17 protein-coding genes are annotated in these 19,573 nt (G+C 54.9%); 8 read left to right on the forward strand and 9 right to left on the reverse strand.

All coding sequences use genetic code 11. The annotated features are described in order from the left end of the window. The first annotated feature begins 15 nt into the window (after positions 1-15). From FFI61_RS06505 to FFI61_RS06520, 4 genes are all read left to right on the forward strand, one after another. Positions 16-1,770 (forward strand): hypothetical protein, encoded by a 1,755-nt coding sequence (locus FFI61_RS06505; protein WP_200369691.1) that lies wholly within the window; start codon positions 16-18, stop codon positions 1,768-1,770. Beyond that, positions 1,767-2,534 carry a DUF3726 domain-containing protein gene (locus FFI61_RS06510; RefSeq protein ID WP_200203039.1) on the forward strand — a complete coding sequence of 256 codons (768 nt, stop codon included), beginning with the start codon at positions 1,767-1,769 and terminating at the stop codon, positions 2,532-2,534. Before FFI61_RS06505 ends, FFI61_RS06510 begins: the two co-directional genes overlap by 4 nt. 10 nt (positions 2,535-2,544) lie before the next feature. After that, positions 2,545-2,922: a RidA family protein gene (locus FFI61_RS06515; protein WP_200203041.1), complete on the forward strand. Its 378-nt coding sequence runs from the start codon at positions 2,545-2,547 to the stop codon at positions 2,920-2,922. 148 nt (positions 2,923-3,070) lie between these two features. Next, on the forward strand, positions 3,071-3,958 hold the full coding sequence (locus FFI61_RS06520) for a chemotaxis protein (RefSeq protein ID WP_200369692.1): 888 nt from the start codon (positions 3,071-3,073) through the stop codon (positions 3,956-3,958). A gap of 13 nt (positions 3,959-3,971) precedes the next feature. Here the strand turns inward: FFI61_RS06520 and FFI61_RS06525 are convergent, their stop codons facing one another. Both FFI61_RS06525 and mqo read right to left on the reverse strand, forming a co-directional pair. Further along, entirely contained in the window at positions 3,972-5,960 is a 1,989-nt protein-coding gene (locus FFI61_RS06525; protein WP_200369931.1) for a hypothetical protein, read from the reverse strand. 129 nt (positions 5,961-6,089) lie between these two features. Beyond that, positions 6,090-7,574 (reverse strand): malate dehydrogenase (quinone), encoded by a 1,485-nt coding sequence (gene mqo, locus FFI61_RS06530; protein ID WP_200369693.1) that lies wholly within the window; start codon positions 7,572-7,574, stop codon positions 6,090-6,092. 437 nt (positions 7,575-8,011) lie between these two features. Between mqo and FFI61_RS06535 the strand changes: the two genes are divergently transcribed. Next, positions 8,012-8,995, forward strand: coding sequence for a calcium/sodium antiporter (locus FFI61_RS06535; RefSeq protein WP_200369932.1), 984 nt, complete (start codon positions 8,012-8,014; stop codon positions 8,993-8,995). Between the two features lie 35 nt (positions 8,996-9,030). Here FFI61_RS06535 and msrB read toward each other — a convergent pair whose 3' ends face one another. From msrB to FFI61_RS06550, 3 genes are all read right to left on the reverse strand, one after another. Beyond that, positions 9,031-9,456, reverse strand: a complete 426-nt coding sequence (gene msrB, locus FFI61_RS06540) for a peptide-methionine (R)-S-oxide reductase MsrB (RefSeq protein ID WP_200203047.1) — start codon at positions 9,454-9,456, stop codon at positions 9,031-9,033. Between the two features lie 11 nt (positions 9,457-9,467). Next, entirely contained in the window at positions 9,468-10,118 is a 651-nt protein-coding gene (msrA, locus tag FFI61_RS06545; RefSeq protein WP_200203049.1) for a peptide-methionine (S)-S-oxide reductase MsrA, read from the reverse strand. Between the two features lie 83 nt (positions 10,119-10,201). Then, entirely contained in the window at positions 10,202-11,578 is a 1,377-nt protein-coding gene (locus FFI61_RS06550; protein ID WP_200369694.1) for a class II fumarate hydratase, read from the reverse strand. A gap of 229 nt (positions 11,579-11,807) precedes the next feature. Between FFI61_RS06550 and FFI61_RS06555 the strand changes: the two genes are divergently transcribed. From FFI61_RS06555 to FFI61_RS06565, 3 genes are read left to right on the forward strand one after another with little or no spacing between them, the layout of a single operon-like run. Next, positions 11,808-13,298, forward strand: a complete 1,491-nt coding sequence (locus FFI61_RS06555; protein ID WP_200369695.1) for a response regulator — start codon at positions 11,808-11,810, stop codon at positions 13,296-13,298. Beyond that, complete coding sequence (locus tag FFI61_RS06560) at positions 13,298-13,945, forward strand: response regulator transcription factor (protein ID WP_227714711.1); 648 nt, start codon at positions 13,298-13,300, stop codon at positions 13,943-13,945. The genes FFI61_RS06555 and FFI61_RS06560 overlap by 1 nt, the downstream gene beginning before the upstream one ends. Beyond that, positions 13,942-15,300 carry a sensor histidine kinase gene (locus FFI61_RS06565; protein ID WP_200369696.1) on the forward strand — a complete coding sequence of 453 codons (1,359 nt, stop codon included), beginning with the start codon at positions 13,942-13,944 and terminating at the stop codon, positions 15,298-15,300. The genes FFI61_RS06560 and FFI61_RS06565 overlap by 4 nt, the downstream gene beginning before the upstream one ends. Here FFI61_RS06565 and FFI61_RS06570 read toward each other — a convergent pair. From FFI61_RS06570 to FFI61_RS06585, 4 genes are read right to left on the reverse strand one after another with little or no spacing between them, the layout of a single operon-like run. Continuing rightward, the gene (locus FFI61_RS06570; RefSeq protein ID WP_200369697.1) at positions 15,297-16,421 is read right to left on the reverse strand and encodes an OprO/OprP family phosphate-selective porin; all 1,125 of its coding nucleotides are present in this window, start codon (positions 16,419-16,421) and stop codon (positions 15,297-15,299) included. The two genes, FFI61_RS06565 and FFI61_RS06570, sit on opposite strands and share 4 nt — an antisense overlap. Then, positions 16,411-16,995, reverse strand: a complete 585-nt coding sequence (locus FFI61_RS06575; protein WP_200369698.1) for a DUF4956 domain-containing protein — start codon at positions 16,993-16,995, stop codon at positions 16,411-16,413. The genes FFI61_RS06570 and FFI61_RS06575 overlap by 11 nt, the downstream gene beginning before the upstream one ends. After that, positions 16,979-17,737, reverse strand: a complete 759-nt coding sequence (locus tag FFI61_RS06580) for a polyphosphate polymerase domain-containing protein (RefSeq protein WP_200369699.1) — start codon at positions 17,735-17,737, stop codon at positions 16,979-16,981. The genes FFI61_RS06575 and FFI61_RS06580 overlap by 17 nt, the downstream gene beginning before the upstream one ends. Further along, positions 17,734-19,452: a CotH kinase family protein gene (locus FFI61_RS06585; RefSeq protein WP_200369700.1), complete on the reverse strand. Its 1,719-nt coding sequence runs from the start codon at positions 19,450-19,452 to the stop codon at positions 17,734-17,736. The genes FFI61_RS06580 and FFI61_RS06585 overlap by 4 nt, the downstream gene beginning before the upstream one ends. Positions 19,453-19,573 lie beyond the last annotated feature (121 nt).

The raw sequence follows: 19,573 nt of genomic DNA on the forward strand, positions 1-19,573 counted from the left end.
GGCAAGGGTGAGATCATGATTTCAGCAACCTCAGCATCCGCACCACACGACAACCTACGCCCTGCAAGTGAGGTGATGAAGCTGGAACGGCTGGGCAGCATGTTTGCCAGCCGGCTCAGCTTTGTCAGATCGCTAATGCGAAAAATGATCGCTGAAAGTTGGCAGATTACCAATACGGTGTTTGATCTGGATTCAAAGGGCCACGGCCTGGCGATCTACCGCATCACAACACCGGGTAACTACTACGAGTGTGTGATTTTTTCCAGGGATCTGGAGCCAGAACAGCGGTCCGACCGGGTAATAGCGGAAGCATGGGATGTCACCTTTGCCCTGGTTGAAGGCGAAGCAGAAAGCTCGCTGCTGGAACAAATGGCGGCCAACGTACCCTTGCAGGAAGCCGGCCGCCAGCACCCGAGGGTACTTGTGCTCTCACGGGCCAACAGAAGCCTGCGCAATTTCAGCCAGTTTCTGGCGGCTCTTTCTGCGGGAAAACAACCTGATCCTGGGTGGCTAACGGCCGTTGGCTATCTCTACAGAACCACGGCGGTTTATGGCAACGGCAAGTTTGGCATTGCTGACTTTGCCCGGCTTGAGCGCAATCCGGATTTTAATCGTCCATTTGCAGCCCAGATGCTGGCCGTTTACGTGCTACGGCAGTTCTCAGTGGAACAGCTGAATCATCTGGCAAAAGTGCAGTCGCCCGATCGGGCCGTGCCTTTGCACCCGGAGCTGCAACGCTATTTGGGCATTGGCAATTCCACGGGGCTTGGTATGGCTCCGTTTCTTATCGACCACCCGCAACTGATTCAGCAGTGGGTTTACGGTAGGGAGCGCGCTCTGGCCTTTGCCCGTGCAGAGCCTGCGAATGAACAAACCCACAAGGCATTGCGATCTCTGATGGCTCGCGCTCTGAAGCACCTGCAGCAGACCATCACTGAAGATGAAGAACAGACCCTGCGCAATCGGGAAACAGCCAAGTCGGTTATTGAAGTTATTGAATGGCTCGATCGCACGCCAGCGCACCAGGGGCTTTATAAAGAACTCATAAGCTGGGCCGGGAATCACTGTTCCCTGGAAGCCCAGGAACTCATCAACACCATGCTGATAGAGCTGTACCCGGAACTGGTTGAGCCTATTGATGATGAACTGGGCTGTCAGGAATCCATGGATCTGAAGCCCGACATGAAAGCCTCGAAACTGCGCGACCTGATTCACGAGAAGTTTGACTGGGCTCTGAGTTACCGCGAGGACTGCCCGGATGACAACTACTGGTTCTGGTATCGCTCCGTCGAAAAAGAAGAACCCAGGTTAGGCATTCGCGGAACGGAGTCCGGCGCCGAGAAGGAACTGGCCCTCGCGGTTGGCCCACGGATTAGCCGCTGTCTTACAAAGCTCGATGAATTTCTGGAGAGCAACCCGAATGCCATAGTAGTGGAGTTCCTCCTGGCCAACCCGGGGCAAAAGGAGTGCGTACGCCGCATCCAGACCATCGGAGATACACCTTACGGAGAGATCCGCGCAAACCTCTGGCACAGGGATATGAAACCCATGCACCTGTTAAGGACCAAACTGTCATTTTTTGGCGCCAGCCGGTTTGATCCGAAGTCTGACCGCTGGGTTCGCATCACGTTGTTTCAGGGGGCGCCGCTACCCTGTGAGCTGAACGATCCGAGGCTACCGTTACACCAATTGGATGACTGGGGCTTTCCTCTGGAACCTGGCCTCGAAAGTATTGTGAACGACCAGAAAACCCTGGGTGGCAAGCTATGAAAGTGTCATACAACGAGCTGCAAGGGCTCTCCCGAAAAGCATTCATAGGCATTGGTTTTGACGATGGCGATGCCAGCGATGCGGCTGACATGGTGGCCTGGATGGAAGCCCATGGCCTTAATGGCTTGGCGGCTCTGGGCAAAGGTCTGGACTTTCTGCTCAACGAAGACAAATCCCAGCCACCCAAGCTGATCTACCAGGATGCGGATTTGTGCGTTGTAGATGCCCAGAACAAGACGATTCTTGGCCACGCCAGCCTGGCAATTGAGCTGGGCTATGCAAAGTGCCGGGCCAGAGGCCTCTCGGTTACCAAAATTCGCCACTGCCATAACCGGATGCTGATTGTGGGATACCTTTCCCGCATCGCCCGCCGTGACATGAGTGTTACCGCATTCTGGCGCAACTCTCACGAGCCGTTGACGGAAATTCTGGTGAGCTTTAAATCAGGCGAGGCTGAGCCAGAGATATGCATGTACGGCTTGCCATCCATTCCAGATGACACCGAGCCCAATAACGGCATAACACTGGTGATGGTGAACCACGTAGACCTTCTGCCAAACCTTAAGCCCGAAGCGCCAGCAAATGACCTGATTTTGCAAAACCGCGCCGCAATGCTGGACTGGCATGAACGATCACTCGTTGATGGCATCGAAGTAGACACTGTTCTTTGGGAGCGACTCAAAGTACTGGCAACGAAAATGCTGGTGGAAGCTTCCGACGATTCACGTCAGGGCGCAGGCGCCGGAACAACCGATAACGACTAAGGAGTCACTGATGAATCCATATCCGGTTAAAACAGACTTACCTGCTTCCAAGTCCCCTCTGGCTTGGGCAACCGTGGGCAATGGCATGCTGTTTACAGCACAGATTCCCATTGATGCAGAGGGAAAGGTTGTGGATGGTGGTATTGAGCCTCAGATTATCCAGACCCTGGCCAATCTGAAGCACACACTGGAAAGCGCGGGGAGCCGTGTATCCGACCTGACCCAGGTTGTTATATACGTGACCGACCGGGAACATCTTGCTGTGGTGAACCGGGTATATGCAGATTTTGTATCCGAGCCTTACCCCAACCGCGCCGCCATTATTGTGTCCGGGTTTGCCCGTGAAGAAATGCTGGTGGAAATCCTCGCGTATGCGGTTGTACCTTAAGCCACGAACACTCATTGCCATCACTGCTCTAACTTTTCTGATGATAACGGCTCGTAAGCTTGCTATCGTTAGCCCGTATCGAATGTGATCTGCTCCCCTTACTCGCTCTGGCATTATGAGGGGGGCTATCTTCAAGGATCCGGGTGTTATGTCCAGTAAAGCCACACAATCCCAGAAATTGCTGTTATTCAACCTGTCCGGCAAGCGGCTATTCGGGATTGGCACACTGAAAATCCGCGAAATACTGCCCTTCAAACCGCTCACCAAAATGCCTCACAGTCATCCCGCGGTTGTAGGAGCAACGAGTTTCCGTGGTTCAGCCGTGCCGGTTATTGATATGGCTGCGGCCGTTGGTTATCCGGCGTTAACCGCAGACGAGCAAAAAACGTCGACCATTATTATCACGGACGTTCAACGCCAGGAAACAGGCTTTCTGGTGCGTAGTGTGCAGAAAATCATCGAGACAGACTGGAAGAAGGTGACGTCCCCACCGGCGATGCTGGGCGACAGGGCATTTATTACCGGCCTGCTGAACGTGGATGACGAGATTGTTCAGCTGTTGGATGTTGAGCTTCTGCTGGCGAACGTATACCCCGATTCGCTGGAAACCCGCGATGTTGCGCTCACAGACGTGCAGCGCGAAGCCTTGAAAGCCCTGAACATTCTTTTAGTGGATGATTCCAGAGTTGCTCGCAAGCAACTGTGTGATGTGCTCGACGCCAAAGGCATCCCCTACCAGGTCACCACCAACGGTGACGAAGCGCTGAAAATCCTGCTGAACGATAACGAACTCGGTAGACCGGTCGATATTCTGGTGAGCGATATCGAGATGCCCGGTCTCGACGGCTACGAATTGACGTTTAACGTTCGGGACAGGGCTACTCTGAAACAGCCATTCATCATTCTGCACACATCCTTGAACAGCCAAATGAGCCTGAGCTATGCCAATCAGGTAGGCGCAAACGAGGCCTTAACCAAGTTTGATGCAGACGAATTGCTAAACGCCATGCTCAGAGGCTGCCCGCCCAGGCAATAGGAGAATGACCGGATTATTCTGCTTGGGGTGGTTCAGCCTGAAGATGATTAACGGGCATCCGGTCTTCTCCCCAACTACGATAGACCCGTGCCATTACCCGCTTTAGCTCTTCCTCACCAACATCCGCCGGTTCACCCCGCTCAAGTGGATCGAAGTGGAAGATGTATAGCCGGGAGGTAAACTGCTCGAACGGCAGAGACGCTTCTCCAAACCGCTCCCCCATGCCTTCCGTGCTCACGTGCACATCATCACCCCAGTTTTGGCCACTGTCGTTATTTGGGTTGTAGAAATACGCGCGCATCTCGCCTTCCGGATCCAATGCTATCCGCAGAATGGTAATCGCGTGCCAGCCAATGAAACGTGCGGCCCTGTCGGTTACGGCAATCCCTGCAGGCTGGGGGTGTATCAGAGGTTGATTGCCATTGTAATAAGGGTGGTAACTGGCATAGAAATGCCTGATGAACCCCTCGAGATCCTGCAGGTTACCGGTAGCGACATCCACATTGATGGCAAACCCTCGCCCGGCAGACCAGCCATGGAATTCCGGGTTTACCCACCGGTGCGGGTCGCCCTCACGCCCTATGCACATGCGGCCCATCTCCCCGTATACCCGGTCAAGGTGGGGCACCACAACCAGCGAGACCGGGTCGAGATCCAAGGTCACTTCCGAAGCAACACCACCAAGGCTTTGCGTTGAAGAAACCGGCTGCCCTTCAAAATGCATGACAATTTCGTTGTCTCTGGCCGCCCAGGCAACCATCTGCAAGAGATAGTCAGGGTCGTTGTAGGCCCACATGGACAGAGCTCGAGCAGACTGACAGGTTGGATTGTTACCCTGCCCCACGCCCAAAGGCTGCCCCAGCATATTAAGCACACCCTGGATCAACCAGGTGCCTGCCTGAGGTTGATAGCCATAGGCAAGCTGCAGGCGTTCACGGGCCTCTGGGCAAAGATTCAATCTTGCTTGGCGCCAGAGCGCGGGTGCCACTGGGGGCTGATAAAGAATGCCCCGCTCCAGCATCAGTGCAAGGCCATACAGCCCCTGCGCTGTCTCAGGAAAAACACCTTCAGTGATGAGGGCATACACCAGTTCCCGGTAGCACATCATGCAATCGCGGCCGGTACTCGAGAGCCCCAGGGCTTCGCTTAGCAGGTAATCCTGCCCCTCCAGTATGTAGCGCACAAAGCAGGCATGGTAGGGCGACACCAGGCCGGTATCGTGCATGGAACGGGCAAAGCCGGTAGCTTCATTCTGCAGCGTTGGGCCATCCATGGATTCCAGCCGCTGCTGGTACACCACAATACCCGGGTCTTCGCTGCACGCCCGAGTCGGCCCGTACAAGCTGGAGATGAGTCGGTCCGCACCACGTCCCGCGTTGCCCAAATCGACATTGGGCTCAGCCCTGCAAATGGCAATCTGGGTAATCATCTTGCGCGCGTCACCCACCTGAATCGGGCGCTGCTGCAGAATCCGCCAAATTTCCTCAATCAGGCTATCAATAACGTGTTCGTAGCCAATATGCTCGGCCACGTGCTGCACAACGTGCTGGCTGATAAGTGCCAGCTTGCCCTGCTCACGCTCCGCCTCGCCGGCCATACCGAACAGCAGGCCAAGGTTAATTGCCAGAACCTGCGTCAGGTAGTCCCGTGCCTGCTCAGCAGACACCAGAGGATGCAAATAGGCGCCCCGGACAACCGCCAGCAAACGAAGCTCGCTAAGTGCTTCGATTACTACCGTATCTGCGTTCGGGCTTTGCAAAGAGTGGGTGGTTAAGGAGGGGAGCAAGGTGGCGGGCTCTGCCCAGTCCGAACCTGTGAATACACCGGCTTTTTCAAGGCGCTCTGCGCGCGCTTCAACAAATGCGCAACCTTCCGGCTGCACGAGTATCTGGCGCACAAGTTCGAATACAAGGGTGAGCTTGCCAAATCTGGCCAAACTCTCGCTTTCGTCCAAGGCACGGATAGCATCATCCAGCTTGTGCGCCAAACCATGCAGATCCATTGCCGGACCTGCATGGTCAGATGATTGATCGTTCAAACGATGTTCCTCGGGGCTTGCACCAAACCCCTTAGATGTTAGTGCATCACCCGATTATACATAGATATCCCGATCGCCCTGATGTTTCAGCGATTATCCGTTCAACTTCAGGGTAGAGAGCGTTCTTTCTCGTACTTTCGCCAGCAATTCACCGTCATTCACCAGTGACTGGCCGTAGGAAGGCACCATCACCTTCATGCGCTCCTGCCATTCAGGTGTCTGCATGCTCTGTGCAAAGCAGCGCTCAATAACGCTGATCATTGCATTTGCAGCTGTCGATGCACCAGGGGATGCCCCAAGAAGAGCCGCCAGGGTACCGTCTTTCGAGGCCACGATTTCAGTCCCGAACTCCAGTTTCCCGCCACCGCCTTCAGCCTGCTTGATTATCTGCACGCGCTGACCGGCATTCCGCAACTCCCAGTTTTCTTCCTCAGCTTCCGGGAAGAAGTTACGGAGCGCTTCCACACGGTCGCTGTGGGACTGGAAAACTTCGCCGATCAGGTAGCGGGTAAGATCCATGTTGCTCTTGCTCACCGACAACATGGGTTTGAGGTTGCTGGTGCGCACCGAGCCAAACAGATCGAAGATGGAGCCTTGCTTGAGGAAGCGGGTCGTGAAGCCGGCAAACGGGCCAAACAGCAGTGCCGGTTCGCCGTTGATTATACGGGTATCCAGGTGCGGTACCGACATGGGCGGTGCGCCAATGGGTGCCTTGCCGTATACCTTGGCGTGGTGCTGTTTTACGACCTCAGGCTTGCGGCATACCAGCCACTGCCCGCTAACGGGGAAGCCACCATAGCCTCGGGCTTCTGCAATGCCGGATTTCTGCAACAATGGTAGCGCACCACCACCGGCACCCAGGAATACAAAGCCGGTTTCCAGCTTTGTGAGCTCACCGGTGTGCTGGTTTTTAACCCTGACTTTCCAACGGCCATTATCGCGCTGGTCGATGTAATGCACCGGGCAGCTCAACATCAACTCAAAGTTGGGCTGACTTTGCAGGTACTCAACCATGCTGCGGGTAAGCGAACCAAAATCCACATCCGAGCCATGGCGAATGCGGGTTGCAGCAACCCGCTGCATTGGGTCCCTGCCTTCAACAACGAGAGGCATCCAGCTTTCAAGCTCTCGCGGGGACTCGGTGTATTCCATTTCGCGGAACAGGTGGTGTGCGCTCAGAAGTTCATAACGACGCTTGAGAAAGGCGACATCTTTTTCACCCCAAACAAAGCTCTGGTGCGGCGTACGGTTTATGAACTTTGATGGCTCGGGCAGCATGCCCTGCTCTACCAGATGCGACCACAGCTGAAGCGAAACCTCATATTGCGCATTGATCTGGAGCGCACGCTCGATCGCTACATCACCGTCTTCGGTCTCGGGCGTGTAATTCAGCTCGCAGTATCCTGCGTGCCCCGTTCCTGCGTTGTTCCATCCGTCCGTACTTTCATGGGCAACGTGATCCAAACGCTCCAGCATGATAATTTTCAGGGACGGGTCCAACTGCCTGAGCATTACGCCGAGGGTGGCGCTCATGACACCACCTCCGACCAGCACTACGTCTGCCTGTTTAGCGGCCATTGGTTTTTCATCCTAGCTAGTATTGAGCCTTTCGCCCCTTCAAGATTCAAGAAGAGGCCTGACGGGCGCGGGCAAGTCGCGAGGTAAGTGGCGCTGCCTTGGGCGTCCGTTTTGAATGAGCGCGTAATTATCCGGGTTTTCACAAAAATATAAATTGTGATTATTAAAGAACCCGGACCTGTGCGTAAATTGCACGTTAGTTTAACGGTTGTTAGCCCTGCATACGAACGGTGGCTTGCGCTGAATCATAGGTAATAATCCTGATGTGGCTGGCGGCAGGCCGCCGTGAACCTGTGATCACGCCAGCTCATCCGAAAGGGGCTGACCTCAACCGCACATATGCGGTATCTTGCACACCTTTCCGGTGCTTGCGCCTCTGATTACACAGAGCGCTCATGCACCTGCTTTTCAGATGCAACATGACTGGGGCTGAATCTATGGTTATGGCTATTGGCGCAATTATCGCCGGCCTTGTATTACTGGTCTGGAGTGCAGACAAATTTGTTGAAGGCGCTGCCGCCGTTGCCAAGCATCTGGGCATGCCCGCGCTACTTATCGGCATGGTCATCATCGGGTTCGGCACATCTGCACCCGAGTTGGCCGTATCCGCTATGGCCGCGGCCGATGGTAACCCGGGGCTCGCCCTGGGCAATGGCTATGGCTCCAACATCACCAATATTGCGTTAATTGTTGGCCTTACGGCCGTTATCGCACCTATCGCCGTGCACTCCCAGGTAATCCGCAAAGAACTTCCCCTGTTGGTGGTCCTTACCCTGATTGCCGGTGCGCAATTACTGGATGGTGAACTCTCCAGGCTGGATGGCTGGATACTCCTGGGTGTGTTTGCTGTGGTAATGGGCTGGTCGATCTTTCAGGGCTTACGAGGCAAGGGGGACGCGCTGGGAGGAGAAACCGATGCCCAGCTGACCGATAATCTGATGCCCATGAGATCCGCCATAATCTGGCTGATCATTGGCCTCATTCTCCTTGTTGTCAGCTCCCGCCTGCTGGTCTGGGGCGCAGTTACTATTGCCCAAAGTCTTGGTGTGAGCGACCTGGTAATCGGCCTGACCATCGTAGCCATTGGCACATCGCTGCCGGAACTGGCCTCAGCTCTGGCCGCTGTAAGGAAGAACGAACATGACCTGATCCTGGGCAACATTCTCGGCTCAGGCATCTTCAATACGCTTGCGGTTGTGGGTTTGGCTGCGGTTATTCAACCGCTATCGGTAGAACCGGAGGTCCTTTACCGGGACTGGACGCTGATGCTGGCGCTAACGGTTGGCCTGCTGGTGATGGGTTTCGGAATGACCGGTTGGCGCAAGATGATCAGCCGGTTTGATGGTTCTATTCTTTTGCTGGTTTACGTTGCCTATACCGGCTACCTGCTATCAACCGTTGTTGCTGCCAGCGCTAGCTGACAGCAACTGTCGTTGCTGCTGATGATAAACGACGCTCAATCGCCCTCTTTGAACACCATGGCAATGGAGTTCAGGCAATAGCGTTGCCCCGTGGGAGGCGGGCCATCCGGGAATACGTGTCCGAGGTGGCTATCGCAACGGGGGCAACGTACTTCCGTGCGAGACATTCCCAGGCTTGTATCCTCAATGTAGTGAATATGTTCCTTGTCGAATGGCTGAAAAAAGCTCGGCCAGCCAGTGCCGGAATCAAACTTTGCGCTTGAACTGAACAACGGAAGATCACACAGCCGGCAGTGGTAGACCCCAGCCAGCTTGTTATCCAGCAAAGTGCCACAAAATGGATGCTCCGTTCCATGATCCAGCAATACCTGACGCTCTTCTGGCGTCAGGCTTGCGGCTTTCTCTTGAATCTGTGCCTCTGTAAGAGGTGTCAGGTCATAACCTGCAGCAGAACTGCTCATTACCTATCTCCTCAAGCCAGGTTGTCGTTGGAATCGGTGTATTCCGGTTTTAGCCGATCACTGAAGCCCTCAACCAGCTTTTCCATTTTGGGGGCGGCAACAGCCATGATGTATGGCTGGTACGGATTCCTCGCCGCAAAATTCTGATGATGTGCCTCAGCCGGATAAAATGCTTGCAGAGGCTCCAGTGTTGTTACAACAGGGTCAGGATATACCCCGGCTTCATCAAGCTGACGAATGTAGGATTCCACCACCCGCCGCTGTTCCGGTGTTTCATAAAACACCGCAGAGCGGTATTGCGTACCCCGGTCGTTACCCTGCCGATTCAGCTGGGTTGGATCGTGCGCCACCGAGAAAAACACTCTGAGTATCTCCCCGAAACTAATCTGGCGGGGGTCGTAGTGAACGTTCACAACCTCTGCGTGGCCCGTGGTGCCCGAGCACACAGCGTCGTAATTGGCTGTATCTGCTGATCCGCCGGCATAACCGGATTCAACCCGTGTAACGCCATCCAGAGCCAGAACCACTGCCTCCACACACCAGAAGCAGCCACCGGCAAGAACCACTCTCTGCTCACTGTCTCCCGCTGGCAGATCCTGCTCCGGCTCCGGGAAGCGGCTGCGAGGTACTGTCAGGCCTGGAATGCTGCAAGATGATGTCATAATGACCTCTGCTAGTAGTGTGCGTGTCTTTACCAGTTTACTGATTGTGGCCGCAAACAGATCAGTTTATCAATGTTCCCCCATCAATCGCCTCCGCCCCGTGTCAGCTTTAGCGGGTCCATAAGCTCTTCCAGGTGCTTTCGGGCAAGACCACTTCTCTCTTCTGCAACATCAATAACCGGACGACCCGTTTTGTATGCTTCCTTGGCGATCTCCGACGCCAGGCTGTAACCAATCTCCGGGTTCAGTGCTGTTACCAGCACCGGGTTGCGGCCCACGCTGGCATTCAGCGTGTCTGTGTTCACAGTAAAACCCCGGACGCTCTTGTCCGCCAGCATGTTGGTTGCATTGCCAAGCAGGCCAATCATGTCCAGCAGGTTAGCCCCCAGAAGCGGCAGCATAACGTTGAGTTGAAAGTTACCAGACTGCCCTGCGATCGCATTGGCGCTGTCCAGCCCCATTACTTGTGCGCCCACCATGGCCACAGACTCGGGAACTACCGGGTTTACCTTGCCGGGCATGATACTGCTACCGGGCTGCAGGGCTGGAAGGCTGATTTCCGCCAGCCCATGAATCGGGCCACTGTTCATCCAGCGCAAATCGTTGGCAACTTTGGTTAGAACGATGCCCATCCCGCGCAATTGAGCTGACAGCGCCACCGGGCCATCCACTGCACTTATCCCTACAAACTTGTGCTCCATGGAACGGAACGGGTATCCGGTGTTGGCTTTGAGAAACTTCACAAACTGACCGGAAAACTCCGACAAGGCATTCACGCCGGTACCTACGGCAGTGCCGCCCTGAGGAACGGCAAGCAGTTCATTTGCTGCAGCATCGAGGCGCTTCTCAACCGCCAGCAGCTGCTCGCGCCAGGTGCGCAATTCCTGCCCAAGGGTAATCGGCATGGCATCCATAAGATGGGTGCGGCCTGTTTTCACCTGTTCAGAGAACTGGGCTTCGCGCTCGTATATTACGCCGCACATATGCATGAGTGCGGGAATGAGCCGCTCCCGAATGCCTATTACTGAACTCACGTGAATAGCGGTTGGTATCACATCGTTAGAGCTCTGGCTCATATTCACATGATCGTTAGGGTGCACCTCTACGCCGTTTCTGCCGGCAATGGACGCAATCACCTCATTCACATTCATATTGGTGCTGGTACCCGAGCCGGTCTGATAACGGTCAATCGGGAACTGGTCAGCAAACTCTCCGCGAATGAGCGCTCGGCATGCGTCGGTAATCGCATCGCAACGGTTGTTATCAAGCAGCCCCAAACTGGCATTGGCTTCCGCAGCGGCCTGTTTAACGTGGGCAACCGCCGCAATAAAAGCCGGCGGCATGGGCTGACCACTAACCGGGAAGTTATCAACGGCACGCTGGGTCTGGGCGCCCCAAAGAGCGTCTGCCGGCACGTGGACATCGCCCAAGCTGTCGGTTTCTGTTCTGTACTCGCTCATCACTCCCTCCTATCCATCCGTTTACGCATCAGGTTATGCATCTGTATGGCACGACCGCGTTAGTGTATCAACTAAAGCTCGGCATATTTTCTCAAGATAGAAACGCCAATGCAGTCACATAACCCCAACGAACAGCGGACTCCAGGCACGTTTGTAGGAAATTCCTACAGCAAAGCGTGCCGGGATTGCTAATCTTCTTGTCAGGCGAGATTTCAGGACTGCACCCACAATGGCCATTACGGAAGAACCACACATTTTCCTTCGTTACGACTGCGAAAATGCGCGCAATATTTTTGAAGAAGAGCTCGGTAACGACCTGCGCATTGATGCATTTCCAACGGATCAAGCCGCTATCTCGGCCCTGGAACGCGGCCCAGCGTCACCCAACGCCTTGTTCATTTTAGCAAGCCAGTCGCCAATCCAAGCCAGCCCCCCGCTGCTGGTGCATGCGCGAGATACCCACCCCGACCTGTTGAAAATCCTGATCAGCGATACTGTTCCGCTGGACATGCTGGTTTCTTTGCTGGAACAGCGACTGGTTGATCGCTGTTTTGAACAGCCGGTGGATCCGGACCTCATACGCTCCCACGTTCTTACCTCCGCGTTGGCCAGCAAACCCGGTTTGCCCGGCAGGGTTTCAGTGCCTGCCGCAGAAGCACCGATCGTCCTGATCGTGGATGATGAATCGACGGCCACAAAGTACCTTGCCCGCCAGTTGGAGCGCATGCAGAACGATTTTCGTGTGCTGTGCGCCGACAGTGCCGAGCAGGCTCTGGAAACCATCCAGTCACAAAGTGGAACATTGGCTGTAGTAATGACAGACCAGCGAATGCCGGGCATGCAGGGCAAGGAACTCATCGATGAACTCAAACAATCACACCCGGCAACTATCCGCATCCTCACCTCGGCATACGGCGAAGTGCGCGTAGCGCTTGATGCCGTGAACGAGGGGGAGATTTTCCGATACCAAAAGAAACCCTGGCGGGCAACGGAGTTGTTGCCCCTCTTTCAGGAGGCCGTGTCCCGGCACCTGACCTTGGCGTCAGCGAGGGAAAACACATTATCTCAACTGGAGCGCCAATTTTCAGAGCTACGCAAACAGCGCCGTGCACAGCTTCTGGAAAATCTTTCAGACTCTGTAAATGCCGCCGCTGGCGCACCAGCCATGTCGCTTTTTTTGCAGGCCCTGGATGCCATCCCTTGCCTGGCAGCCAACTCATCACACCTGAGAGCGAGCCTCGAAACCAACCTTGAGAAGGACCTGGTTCAGCAATTTGGTGAACAGGTACAGCAGCAACTAACACGGTTGCAAGTAACCGCTTCTGCCAGCACGAAGCTTGACGAAGCGTCTGTTCGCGCTGCATTGCAAAGCGCCGGGCTGGCCAAAGATGAACGCTACAACGCAACATCAACACTGTCAGTGCTCTGCCAGACGCTCACAACGCTTTTAGCAGCTTCCGGGCAGGACTGGCGCAATCTGGAACTGAGCCAGTCTTCTGACAATCAACTGGTACTGGCCAGCACAGTTCCGCTGAAGCTCTATGCACACCTGCTTGCACCACTGACGAGGCTATCCCGACCACTACTGGAGCAACAGGTGGCGCTTCTCTTGCTTGTCGTAACCACGTACCAGCTGGGGGGCTGGCTACAGATCAGCGGCGCGGCCCAGTCGTACGAACTTGTGCTTTCCTTGCCGCTGGCTAAAGCAACGGTGGTCTGATGTCTCAGAGTAACCGCAAGCTAAGGCTTTACGTAACCATTGGCCAGCGACTGTTTCGGGACAGCTTGCTATTCCAGCTCCTGTTGCACAACGAAATTGATCTGGTGGGTGAGTCCGAAAGCGGAATCGACACCTTGAAAAATCTGGAATCTGCCCGACCAGGCGTCTTGATTATTGAAGAGAATTTGCCGGACAACGATGGCCTGACCATTGCTGAGCATGCACTGAGCGAACACCCGACCATTGCGGTGTTACTGATTTCAGATACCCCGGTTAACGCCAACAGGCTGGCGATTTATCTGGAGGCTGGCATCAAGGCCGTTGTATCGAAACACCAGCCCATTCAAGATCTGGTTAAAACTCTGTTCTACATCCGCAACGGGCAAGTATATGTGGGAGCCTGGCAAAAGCCGGACGCGCCATCGCAAGGTATGCTGAATGCCTACAATGCGCTGTCAGGCCGTGAGCGAGAAGTCGCCCGGTTGATAGCCAGCCGCACTCCCATCAAGGATATTGCCGAACAGTTAGGTGTGTCCTGCAAAACAGTGCACTCCTACAAGGACAGAATTTTCGTCAAGCTCGGGTTCGAGCGCCTGCCAGAACTGATCCTGTTCATGAAACGCCACCACAATGGAGCCGCGGCATGACATTGCTCTCCGGCATGGATCAGGTTCGACAGTTGCCAGCACACCAGCAGCGACGTTACGAGCGCTTCTATCGCAGCCAGTCCCGGTTCCGGGTGCTGCCACTTTTTGCGGATGTGTCTCTGGGCATCACCTTTATCGGGACTCTCATATTCCTGTCTGGGCTTGCCCTATCGCCCACAGCGCCGGGTATTAGCGGTACTCACCTGTTTTACACCGCCGTTCTTGCAGGGCTGATAGCCGCTCACCGCTTTACGGGGCTGCGACGAGCGTCTCCTTTGATTGTCTATCTGGTGTTTTTCCACATGGCACTGTTCAGCTATTTGGGTTACATCGTCACCAGTGCTTCGCTGCCCCCTATCGTGGGCCTGCTTCTCTTCATAAGCTCCGTAGGGATCATCACCCTGTCCATGGTCCATACCATCATCATACTGGTGATTAACCTGGGCCTGTTGACGGTGGCTACTGCACTGGCTGTACCGGCCAGTGACTTTGGCAGCGCGCTAACAGCAATACTCACCAACTGGCTGGTGTTGATGTGCCTACTCATTGCCCCTGTATCGGCTCACTTTTTTCGCATGTTCTTGCGCAATCTTTTAGCCCTGCAATTCCTGCTCAAAGATCGCAACCGCACACTATCTCGGACCTTGCATGCGCTGGAGATAACCGAAGGCAGGCTGGCCCAGGAGCAAAAGCATCAGGCCCTGAGCCATATGGCAAAAGGTCTTCTGCATGAAATCATGAACCCGCTGAACTGCGCCAGCCAGGCCGTGGACTACGCCAGTGCCATCAACCGGAACAGCGACTTGTCAGAAGCACTGGACGATGCGGCACTACACCAGAAACGCATCGCCGACATAGTGTCTGACCTGATCGATTTCTCGCGGCCAGAGCCGGATCACGGTATAGAAACAGCCGATTTGGGCGCTCTCTTTGAAACGGCTCTGCGCTTATGCAAACACCAACTCAGGGGCACGGATGTGCGTCTTGGCATTCCGGCAAATATGTCGGTGGCCTGTTATCCGTCGGCGCTGACCCAGGTTTTTGTAAACCTGTTGCTGAATTCGGCATCCGCACTGGAAAAGGGGCGGGCGTCGCGGCGCATCGACATAACGGCTACGCCAAAGGCTGAGAACCTGACTATAGGCATACGGGACAATGGCCATGGCATAGCACCCGAGGACATTAAACGGCTGACAGACCCCTTCTACTCAACCAACAGGACGCCGGACAATCTTGGCCTCGGGCTGAGTATCTGCCAGACCATCATGCGTCACCATAACGGCCAGATGGAGATTTGCAGCGAGCCAGGTGAGTGGACGGAAGTTATCCTTACTCTGCCTCAGTCACCACACTAATACCGGAAAAGCACTCTCAGCGTGAACGCATTGCCAGTCGGGTCTGGTGCGAGGATAGTGCCCTCCACCTTTGGTACCAGCCAGTTCAGCCGAAGCTGAAACTGGTTACCCAGGTAATAGTTTGCCCCGACCAGCGCAATCGCCGCTCGCGCGCCTAGATCCCGGTCCTGCAAGTCGACCGCACTATAGCGAGCCACCAATTCAACGGCCCCCGCCGGCCCCGGCGAATCGGGGCCCTTGAACTCACCGTGTTTGTATCGGCGGTGGTCATTGGTGAGGAAAAAGCCTACTTGCAGGTAAGCACCGCTAAACCGCCAGTGCTCTCCGTTCTCACGTTCAACCTGCTGCGCCATCGCCTCACTCACCACAGTTAGCCGCCCTGACGACCAGGCTGCTTCCAGCCCTCCCAAGGTAGTGTGCCGGGCCTCAAAGCGCGGACTGCGCAGGATATTGTCAGCACTGAACACCTCACCTCTATCTTTGACCTGAAACCGAGCGCCATTCAAATCGCGCCAGGATGCGGCGATGCCGAAATGCAGTGTGCGCCGATTATTCTGAACGGGAGCAACGGTGTAGCGGCCCGTCACTGCCCGGGTCTCCTCCCCCTCCGGTTCTTTGGTAAACACGCCGAAAAACCAGGTGTTGGCTTTATTCAATTGCCCAATCGCCAGGCCTTGCGAACGACCTGGCGCAAAAGCCGATGTCACCATCGAGCGCTCACTGGTGCTGATGTTGGTATAACCAGTAAGACGCTCAAACCCAAAAGGCTCTTTGAAGCGCCCCAGCTTTGCCTCAAACCCGTTCGCGCCTTGGTATTGAACATACGCATCACCCAGTTCGGTTTCCCCGCGGTTACCCCGAGCCTTGTAGCTTCCGTCTATTTCTGCAGCCCAATTGCTTCCCCATTCCATTTCAAGTTCCAGTTTGGCGTTGCGCACGATGCCTCTGGTGGTATCAGGGTCGCCCTCTTCATTATAAAAAGGCCCAAAACGGTCAACTCCGGCGGCAATATACCCACCAAGATCCAGTTCCAGCGGGTCAGCCCTCAACGCTGATGGCGGAAGCAAAACAACCAACGCCAACCCTGCTATCAGCCAGGTCCGGTGGAGGTCAGCAAGCATTGTGCCCTTCCAGACGAAAATGCATGCGGAGCATAGCGGTATCCCGCAGATAGCTGATGGACACCACATCTACCCGAAACACATCCAGCCCGGTTCGCTCGCGCAAATCTGCAATTAACACCGCTTGTTGCCGGGCATGTACATTCTCGATTTTTTCGTACTCGACCTCTTTTTCTCCGTGCCGGGGTAGCAATAGTCGGGTTTCAAGAACCCGTGCCAAAAGAATAATCAGCAGGTTCAGCCCCGCCAGTTCGTAGTGCTGCATAGTGCCCACTGCCGCCAGCAGTGCCATGGCAATCACCAGAAAGAGATAAGTCATTTCCTTGATGCCAAGCGCCTCCGTTCGATAGCGCAACATTGAAAACACTGCGAACAGACCGAACGCAAAGCCCATGGTCACCGTAACCGAGTGCAGTAACGAGGTAACAAGAAAAACGCCCACCCCAAACAGAATGAAAGAGGCCGCGTTCTCCCTGTGACGAGAAAAGGCGTAATAGCACCGAATCAGAACAAATACGGAAACCGTGTTGATGATCAGCCGGATCACAAAATAGAGATCAACTGCCGATTCCATAAAGACTCCTTAGCAACGGCTTGAAACGATTGGTTTTTAATTGAGACCCATAAAGCAGGCTCGTGCCCACGCAGTATTTACTGAATGCCACCGGGCGGCAGCCGTGCCTGGCCAGGCTTTGCAGCATGGGGGAGCACCCTGAGTGACGATCATGCTTTACTTCCACAATGGCCACGCCAGACAGGTCAACAGACAGGGTTCGGTCGGGGGAGTGGAAGGCAAGCTGAGTGTCTATCGTGATCCGCTCAGGGTTCTGGGTGCTAATAAGGGTAATGCGCTGATAGGACACAAAAAGAGCCGGCTGCATCCCTGCAACCGGCAGGCCTGATTGCTCTTTCAGAAACCTTGTGGCCGAGCCATCCACGAAGGATTCAAACGTAACCGGCACCCGTGTTTTTACCGTGCGCTGGCGATTGGTTTTCTTTTTCACTTCCAGAAACATGATCTTGCTATGGCGATAGTGCCTTAGCCGAACCTTGAGCCGATTGAGCTTTCCGTTATGGTGGTCCAGAAACAGGCGCCGATCCGGGCTATCAAAATACAGGGTGTCGTAGACAAAGCGCCGGCATCCATCCATATCCAGTATCGTGTAGGCACCTCGCAGGCCCTGCAGGCACTGCTCCAGAGCCCCAGGCTGCACCACGAACTTGGCATCGACCCGGTCCATCAAAGCAACCCGCATCTGGTCGGCCAGGCCGTGGCCACAAAAGCCTGCCAGGGGATTGAGAACAGCCATATTCATTGCACATCAGGCCCATACTCAAGTGTCGCATCCAGCGTCAACTCAACATCGCCTGCGCTGGCACCTGTGCCAACCTTGATGAAAGTGACCTTGCCCTTCGCCCCAAGAGCCAAGGTGCGCACATCGCCAGGCAGACTCTCATCCACTTCGAACAGCAAGGCGTTGGTGGCAAAACCATGAAATTCATGGGTGCCTGGCACATAGTCTGATGCTTCGATAAACAGTTGCAGAACGTAGGGCTTATAGGCGTTGCTTGCATCCACACCAATAAGCAACAAGCTAATAACTTCCGGTGAGGACTCAGTGTCCACGGAGTAAACCAGACTATCCACACCGAAGGACGCAAAGGTCAGGCTGGCCGTTACAGGTTGCCCACTCGGCAGATTGAACTGGAAAGCTCCAGTATCCGTGCCATTCAACGCAGCCACTCTGCCGGTTAAAGGTGTGGTAACCGGCGCACTGCAATCGGGCCGGGTATCCGCAAGCCGGTATACCGCACCAGAAGGTGGGTCTTCCGCCAGCGCCTGCTCCAGTGCAACTCTGCGAGGCATGCGATAACTGTCATCTGCGGGCTCACCCTTGCCCGCTATAAATGCTTTGAGGCTGGCCACACTGGCCTCAGAGGTACCCGTCAGCACCCGAACCTGCTCCAGTTCCTGTAGCAATTGACTCTCGTTCCACTGGGTCGCCAGCAAATCCTCCAACTCAGCTTCGTATTGAGCCCGGTATTGCGGAAGATTAAACAGGCGGTCTGCCAGAGAAAAGTTTCTGTAGAACACCCCGGTGCCCGGTTTCAGCGGGTGCTCTCCACGAAAGGCGGTATCTGCCCCCCAGGGAATGAAATGGAAGCGGCCATCAGCCGGGGATCGATAGATATGAAAGTTATTGGCGTTGCCGGTAGCGGAATCCCAGGCACCAATAAGGGTTTCAACGGCCCAGAAGCGAATAAACTGATCCACATCCACCAGCTGCGGCAGCACGTTCATCAATTGGTCATCTGGCAGCGCCAGCGCATCGGTCACCGATTGCAGATCACTGCGGTCGTTTTCCTTTTCGTTGGTCTTCTTCTCGAATCTCTGGCTTAACCAGGTGCCAAAATCAGAAGTCTGTGCCTCATATTGATTGCCGTCATCATTACCAAAGGCACGGGCAAGAAATGGCTTTTTGATGGGCTCTACATTGGTAAAGATGCCAAGATTTTGGCCGTTCACCCGAACCCGGGCGTAATTACACCGGGGGGCTGCAATGCCGGCCTGACGAAACTGCTCGTAAGCCAGACATTGGCGGGCATTGGATGGATCCTGACGGTTGTTGTTCAGGGTCATCCGGGAACTGTTCTGATAGGTTCTGCCATCCCAAAGGTCGTTAAAATCCAGTTTTAGGGAGGGGATGCTCGGGCTGAGCGAGCCGATATAGCCTTTCTTGCGAACCACCACATCCTTCATGGCAACACCATCGATGGTGACGCTGGCTGAAAACTCGGTGTAGTCGTAATCGGACAGGCACTCTCGCGCCGTACTGGCCAATGTTCGGCCTTCAGCTCGGAGCTGGTCAAACTCGCTGGCGGCCATGGATATATTAATCTCCAGCAACCGATTCGGGGCGTATAGATCCCCATCGCCGCCCAGGTTTACTGGCTCTCTCGGTGCTTCGAAATCAGATGGGCTGGACACCTCTGTATCCCCACCGCACCCGGCAAAAAACAACACAGGCATGGCCACGACCAAGTAACTGATTGTTTTAAATCTACTGCCGCACAAATTCGCTCTTGCTTTCATCTGCTTCCCCCTCAGATGTTTGAAATCATTCCGGTATCAGGGCCGGTTGGGGGCAGTA

The sequence above is a fragment of the Marinobacter sp. DY40_1A1 genome, assembly GCF_016597815.1.
Taxonomy (GTDB): Bacteria; Pseudomonadota; Gammaproteobacteria; order Pseudomonadales; family Oleiphilaceae; genus Marinobacter; species Marinobacter xiaoshiensis.

Coding starts and splice junctions, on each gene's coding strand:
- FFI61_RS06505 (WP_200369691.1), top strand. CDS start 16: ATGATTTCAGCAACCTCAGCATCCGCACCACACGACAACCTACGCCCT.
- FFI61_RS06510 (WP_200203039.1), top strand. CDS start 1,767: ATGAAAGTGTCATACAACGAGCTGCAAGGGCTCTCCCGAAAAGCATTC.
- FFI61_RS06515 (WP_200203041.1), top strand. CDS start 2,545: ATGAATCCATATCCGGTTAAAACAGACTTACCTGCTTCCAAGTCCCCT.
- FFI61_RS06520 (WP_200369692.1), top strand. CDS start 3,071: ATGTCCAGTAAAGCCACACAATCCCAGAAATTGCTGTTATTCAACCTG.
- FFI61_RS06525 (WP_200369931.1), bottom strand. CDS start 5,960: ATGGATCTGCATGGTTTGGCGCACAAGCTGGATGATGCTATCCGTGCC.
- mqo (WP_200369693.1), bottom strand. CDS start 7,574: ATGGCCGCTAAACAGGCAGACGTAGTGCTGGTCGGAGGTGGTGTCATG.
- FFI61_RS06535 (WP_200369932.1), top strand. CDS start 8,012: ATGGTTATGGCTATTGGCGCAATTATCGCCGGCCTTGTATTACTGGTC.
- msrB (WP_200203047.1), bottom strand. CDS start 9,456: ATGAGCAGTTCTGCTGCAGGTTATGACCTGACACCTCTTACAGAGGCA.
- msrA (WP_200203049.1), bottom strand. CDS start 10,118: ATGACATCATCTTGCAGCATTCCAGGCCTGACAGTACCTCGCAGCCGC.
- FFI61_RS06550 (WP_200369694.1), bottom strand. CDS start 11,578: ATGAGCGAGTACAGAACAGAAACCGACAGCTTGGGCGATGTCCACGTG.
- FFI61_RS06555 (WP_200369695.1), top strand. CDS start 11,808: ATGGCCATTACGGAAGAACCACACATTTTCCTTCGTTACGACTGCGAA.
- FFI61_RS06560 (WP_227714711.1), top strand. CDS start 13,298: ATGTCTCAGAGTAACCGCAAGCTAAGGCTTTACGTAACCATTGGCCAG.
- FFI61_RS06565 (WP_200369696.1), top strand. CDS start 13,942: ATGACATTGCTCTCCGGCATGGATCAGGTTCGACAGTTGCCAGCACAC.
- FFI61_RS06570 (WP_200369697.1), bottom strand. CDS start 16,421: ATGCTTGCTGACCTCCACCGGACCTGGCTGATAGCAGGGTTGGCGTTG.
- FFI61_RS06575 (WP_200369698.1), bottom strand. CDS start 16,995: ATGGAATCGGCAGTTGATCTCTATTTTGTGATCCGGCTGATCATCAAC.
- FFI61_RS06580 (WP_200369699.1), bottom strand. CDS start 17,737: ATGAATATGGCTGTTCTCAATCCCCTGGCAGGCTTTTGTGGCCACGGC.
- FFI61_RS06585 (WP_200369700.1), bottom strand. CDS start 19,452: ATGCCTGTGTTGTTTTTTGCCGGGTGCGGTGGGGATACAGAGGTGTCC.